Genomic DNA, 5,393 nt, shown 5'->3' with positions numbered 1-5,393 from the left:
CGCCTCCACGCCGCCCTGCGCGGGTGAGTACCCCCGCGCCTGCGACCCACCAGTCGTCAGCGCACGACCACGACACCGAACTGCACTCTGCGTGCCGACTCCACACCGCCACGCGACAACCCGGCCTCGCCAACCTCTCGCCAACCCTGGTACCCCACAATGACGCCCGTCCCAGGATCAACTGCCGCGGAGCGGGTGCAGGGTGTGCAGGGCTGCTGCGTGCTCGTCGAACGCCCGCGCCGCCGTTCGACAGAAGCGAGCAACATGATCTACGCAAAGCCCGGTACCGAGGGCAGCATCGTCGAATACGCACGCCGCTACGACAATTTCATCGGCGGAGACTGGAAGGCGCCGGTCGAGGGGAAGTATTTCGAGAATCCCTCCCCGATCGACGGTGAAACGTTCTGTGAAGTCGCCCGGTCCACCGCGGCCGATATCGATCTGGCCCTGGACGCCGCGCATGCCGCCGCCCCGAAATGGGGCGCGACCCCGGCCGGCCAGCGCGCCAACCTGCTCAACAAGATCGCCGACCGGATCGAGGAGAACCTCGAACGCCTCGCGGTCGCGGAGGCGTGGGAGAACGGCAAACCCGTTCGCGAAACCCTCGCCGCGGATATACCGCTGGCCGTGGACCATTTCCGCTATTTCGCCGGCGCGGTGCGTGCGCAGGAGGGCGGAATCTCCGAAATCGACGAGGACACGATCGCGTATCACTTCCACGAACCGCTCGGCGTGGTCGGCCAGATCATCCCGTGGAATTTCCCGATCCTCATGGCCACCTGGAAACTCGCCCCCGCGCTGGCCGCCGGGAACGCCGTGGTGATCAAGCCCGCCGAGCAGACACCGGCCTCCCTGCTGCTGGTGATGGAATTGATCGCGGACCTGCTGCCGCCGGGCGTGGTGAACGTGGTCAACGGATTCGGCATCGAGGCCGGGAAGCCCCTGGCCCAGAGCCCGAAGGTGGCGAAGGTGGCGTTCACCGGGGAAACCACCACCGGTCGATTGATCATGCAGTACGCCAGCGAGAACATCATCCCGGTCACCCTGGAACTGGGCGGGAAGAGCCCGAATATCTTCCTGCCCGACGTGATGTCCGCCGACGACGCATTCCTGGACAAGGCGGTCGAGGGATTCGTGATGTTCGCGCTGAATCAAGGCGAGGTGTGCACCTGCCCGTCGCGCGCGCTGGTCCATTCGTCGATCTACGACGATTTCATGGCTCGCTGCATCGCGCGGACCAAGGAGATCACCGGCGGCAATCCCCTGGACACGACCACCATGCTGGGCGCGCAGGCCAGTAACGACCAGTTCGAGAAGATCCTGTCCTATATCGATATCGGCCGCCGCGAGGGTGCAAAGGTGCTGACCGGCGGCGAGATTCGCAAGGTCGAGGGATTCCCGAACGGTTTCTACATCGAGCCGACCATCTTCGAGGGCGGCAACGAGATGCGGATCTTCCAGGAGGAGATCTTCGGTCCGGTGGTGTCGGTGACCCGGTACGACACAGTGGACGAGGCGATCTCGATCGCCAACGACACCCTCTACGGGCTGGGCGCGGGCGTGTGGTCGCGGGATATGAACACCGCGTACAGAGTCGGCCGGGCACTGCAGGCCGGACGCGTGTGGACGAATTGCTATCACGTCTATCCCGCGCACGCGGCATTCGGCGGATACAAGAAGTCCGGAATCGGCCGGGAGAACCACAAGATGATGCTCGACCACTACCAGCAGACCAAGAACCTGCTGGTGAGCTACTCGCCGAACAAGCTCGGATTCTTCTGATGACCGAGACCGTGCCGCGGGTCGGCATCACCGACGACGCGGCCGGGCTGCTCGCCGACCTGGTCGAGCGGCACGGTCCGGTGATGTTCCACCAGTCCGGCGGCTGCTGCGACGGCAGCTCTCCCATGTGCTATCAGCGCGGCGAGTTCCGGGTCGGCGCCGCGGATGTGCTGCTGGGCGAGCTGCCCGGGCAGACCCCGTTCTGGATGAGCGCCGACCAGTACGAGTATTGGCGGCACACCTACCTGACCGTGGACGTGGTCCCGGGCCGGGGCAGTGGATTCTCCCTCGAGGCGCCCGAGGGCGTGCGTTTCCTGATCCGCTCGCGCTTGCTCACCGACGCCGAATATGAGGTGTGCGAAGCGAATCCGCCGCGAACCGGGGCGCAGATCACCGAGAATTGAACCCTCCGAACCACATTGCGAGGTGTCCGACACGGCCGTCCACTCCGCGCCGGATACCGCCCGCGCTGCCGCGCCACCCCTATGCACGTGGCGCGGCAGCGTCGGGTCACTCACTGTCACCCGCCGTCATTCCGGCGTGCTCGGTGACCGGAATCCGCCGGGATGCGGCTGGGCTCACCTGCCTGGCAGGAACCTGATGGCGCGGGCCAGGTTCATCAGCATCGGCTGCCACCGGGACTGCGGAATGCCGCGCGGCGCATCCAGATTCATGAAACGCGTGGTGACGATCTGCTGCGGCTCGGTGTACTTCAACAGCCCGTCGGGACCGTGCCGGCGACCTACGCCCGAGGCGCCCACCCCGCCCATCGGTCCGGCCGTGGTACCCCACGCCGGGGCGTAACCCTCGTCGACACAGACGGTTCCGGCGTGCACCTTGGCGGCGATGCGCTCACCCTCGGCCGCGGTGGCGGCCCAGACGCTGGCGTTGAGGCCGTACTCGGTGTCGTTGGCCTTCTCGATCGCCTCGGCCGCGTCGGCGACGGGGTAGATCGACACCAGCGGGCCGAAGGTCTCGTTGCGGGCGCATTCCATCTCCTCGGTCACCGCCGAGAGCACCGTCGGTTCGAAGAACAGCGGCCCCAGATCCGAACGCGCGTGGCCGCCCGCGAGCACCGTCGCACCCTTGGACACCGCGTCGGCGACATGTTTGCTCACCGTCTCGAGCTGCGCCTCGGAGATCAGGCTGCCGATATCGGCCGAGAAGTCGTATGCCGCACCGAGTTTCGCCGCACGCACCGCGGCGGCGAACTTCTCGGTGAACTCGTCGGCGATCGAGCGCTCCACATAGATCCGCTCGATCGAGATGCACAACTGCCCGGCGTTGGAGAAACACGCCCGCACTGCCGCGCGCGCCACCTTGTCCAGGTTCGCGCCGCGGGTGACGATCATCGGGTTCTTGCCGCCGAGCTCGGCCGAGAAGCCGATCAGCCGCCGGCCACACTGCTGGGCCAGGGTGCGCCCGGTCGAGGTGGAGCCGGTGAACATCAGGTAGTCGCAGGTCTCCACGATCGCGGTGCCGACCACCGATCCGGCGCCCGGCACCACCTGGAGGATGTCGCGCGGCACTCCGGCGCGCACCAGCAGTTCCACATTCGCCAGCGACGAGTACGGGGTCTGGCTGTCCGGCTTGACCACCACGGCGTTCCCGGCGGCCAGCGCCGGCAGCGCGTCGCCGATGGCCAGCAGCATCGGATAGTTCCACGGCGCGATCACCCCGACCACACCCTTGGGCACCGCATGCACCGAGGCCTTGTTCAGCACCGGGAACGCGCCCGGAACCGACCGCGGCGCAAGCAGTTTCGGCGCGACGCGGGAGTAGTACCGGGCGGCGAACATCAGCCCCATGACCTCCTCCTGCGCGGCCCAGCGGGCCTTGCCGGTCTCGGCCTGGACGATGTCCATCAGCTCCTCGCGGTGGCGCACCACCATCGCGCGGTACCGGTCCAGGATCGCCGCGCGCTCGGCGACCTGGCGCGCGGCCCATTTCGCCTGCGCCGCGCGCGCCCGGTCGAACGCCGCCGCGACGTCCTCGGCCGTGCCGACCGGCACCTCACCGAGCGGCTCACCGGTGAACGTCTCGGTGATCGTGCGCGTCGTGCGCTCCTGGGCGGGGTCGATCGCGATATAGCCGTGTAGTCGCTCGAAAACGGCCGGTTCCGGCTTGGGCATTGCACGCCTCCTACTTATGAGTAACCGCACGATACATGTAATCTACCGCGCCGATGGCGCTGCGCCCAGTATCCCTACTGATGAGTAGGCACAACAGTATGGTCGCCCGGCCATCGAGGGTTCCGGCCCGAGCGCGCCTCAGACCCCCGGCGTCGGCCGTCCGTAACCGGAAAGGCGGCCAGGGCGGGCTAAGGCAGGTTCATCGGCGAGCGATAGCAGTCGTCGAACTGCTGCCGCAGCCAGGCCGGGTCGTTGATCTGCTGCCACTGCTCGCTGTCGGCCTCGACGCGGCGTGCGAACTCGATCCCGGCGTACGCCCCCGACGTGCCGAACGCGGCATGGATACCGTCGCCGCCGTTTATCCAGCTGTCGATGACGTGCTCGGCCCAGTGCGGCTCCATCCCGTATTCGCTGCCACGCGAGATCATCGCCACTTCGCGGTAGGCGGCCTTCCAGGCGTGAAAGGGTGTCTGGTTGATGCGGGTGACGCCCGCGCAGATCTGCAGGAACTCGACCTTGCCGATCGCGGCCAGCACATCGACCGTCTCATCGCCCATCTGCCGCATCGCCTCGGTGCGAATCACCTTGAGGCCGCCGTTGCCGTAGATCAGGCCGTTGAGCGCGTTGCGCGCCTGGAGCACCGTCATCGCGACGTCATCGCCCTGCGGCGGCACCCGGGCGGGGTCGAAGCTCAGGTCGACCTCGAAGTCGCCGTCGACCAGCCAGTAGTGCTCGGTGTCGACGAGCTCGGCGGTGAGTTTGAGCGCCCGTCGCAGCGGTGAGACTCCGTGCAGCCGTTTGATTCCGCGCCCGAAGACCCGTCGGAGCCGGACATACAGCTCGTCGGCGAGCGGCTCATCGTACGACAGATAGACGACGTCGATCCCGGTCACCACAAGCTCTCTCCATCAACGCAAGTCCGATTGCACAATCGCCGCTGTCACCCTAGCGTGTTCCGCCCCGCGGCCACTGCCGCGCCGGACGTCCCGGATCAGTTGGACTCCAACGCTATCCGCACACCGATGCCGACCATCAGCGTCCCCATCACCGCATCGATCGTCCGGCGAACCCGCCGGCGCGTGAAAACCTGTCGCAGCGTGGCGATTCCGGCCGCGAGCACCAGGTACCACGCCGTCGTGGTCAGCATCGTGGTGAACGCCGTCTCGCCGGTGTCGGCGAGGCTCGCGTGTGCGGGCAGGAACTGCGGCAGCAGCGCCAGGAAGAACACCGCCGCCTTGGGATTGAGCAGGTTGTTGAGCAGGCCCTGCCGGAATCCCACGGCCACCCCGACCGGGCGCGCGCCGCCCTCCGCGGCGGTGTCGTACGCGCCGCGCCGCGCCGCCAGCAGCGCCCGCACCCCCAGATAGCACAGATACACCGCGCCGGCGATCTTCACGACCGTGAACGCCTGCGCCGAGGCCGCGAGCAACCCGGCCACGCCGAGCCCGCTGAGCATCGCCCAGACGAAGACCCCCAACC

The 5,393-nt window shown here is 67.5% G+C and carries 5 protein-coding genes; 2 read left to right on the top strand and 3 right to left on the bottom strand.

Going from position 1 to position 5,393, the window contains the following annotated elements; translation table 11 throughout:
* The first annotated feature begins 264 nt into the window (after positions 1-264).
* On the top strand, positions 265-1,782 hold the full coding sequence (gene exaC / locus JZ791_RS43315) for an acetaldehyde dehydrogenase ExaC (protein ID WP_216903671.1): 1,518 nt from the start codon (positions 265-267) through the stop codon (positions 1,780-1,782).
* Positions 1,782-2,186: a DUF779 domain-containing protein gene (locus JZ791_RS43310; RefSeq protein ID WP_216903669.1), complete on the top strand. Its 405-nt coding sequence runs from the start codon at positions 1,782-1,784 to the stop codon at positions 2,184-2,186. The genes exaC and JZ791_RS43310 overlap by 1 nt, the downstream gene beginning before the upstream one ends.
* Before the next feature lie 174 nt (positions 2,187-2,360).
* Here JZ791_RS43310 and JZ791_RS43305 read toward each other — a convergent pair whose 3' ends face one another.
* The 3 genes from JZ791_RS43305 to JZ791_RS43295 all read right to left on the bottom strand — a co-directional run.
* The gene (locus JZ791_RS43305) at positions 2,361-3,914 is read right to left on the bottom strand and encodes a succinic semialdehyde dehydrogenase (RefSeq protein WP_216903667.1); all 1,554 of its coding nucleotides are present in this window, start codon (positions 3,912-3,914) and stop codon (positions 2,361-2,363) included.
* A gap of 188 nt (positions 3,915-4,102) precedes the next feature.
* Positions 4,103-4,807 carry a hypothetical protein gene (locus tag JZ791_RS43300; protein ID WP_216903665.1) on the bottom strand — a complete coding sequence of 235 codons (705 nt, stop codon included), beginning with the start codon at positions 4,805-4,807 and terminating at the stop codon, positions 4,103-4,105.
* A 98-nt stretch (positions 4,808-4,905) separates the two neighbouring features.
* Positions 4,906-5,393: LysE family translocator (locus JZ791_RS43295; protein ID WP_216903663.1), on the bottom strand; the 488-nt coding region annotated here is incomplete at its 5' end.

This window comes from Nocardia alni, from assembly GCF_019038435.1.
Lineage (GTDB): Bacteria > Actinomycetota > Actinomycetes > Mycobacteriales > Mycobacteriaceae > Nocardia > Nocardia alni.
This window is presented reverse-complemented; position numbering and strand designations above follow the sequence as displayed.

Coding starts and splice junctions, on each gene's coding strand:
- exaC (WP_216903671.1), top strand. CDS start 265: ATGATCTACGCAAAGCCCGGTACCGAGGGCAGCATCGTCGAATACGCA.
- JZ791_RS43310 (WP_216903669.1), top strand. CDS start 1,782: ATGACCGAGACCGTGCCGCGGGTCGGCATCACCGACGACGCGGCCGGG.
- JZ791_RS43305 (WP_216903667.1), bottom strand. CDS start 3,914: ATGCCCAAGCCGGAACCGGCCGTTTTCGAGCGACTACACGGCTATATC.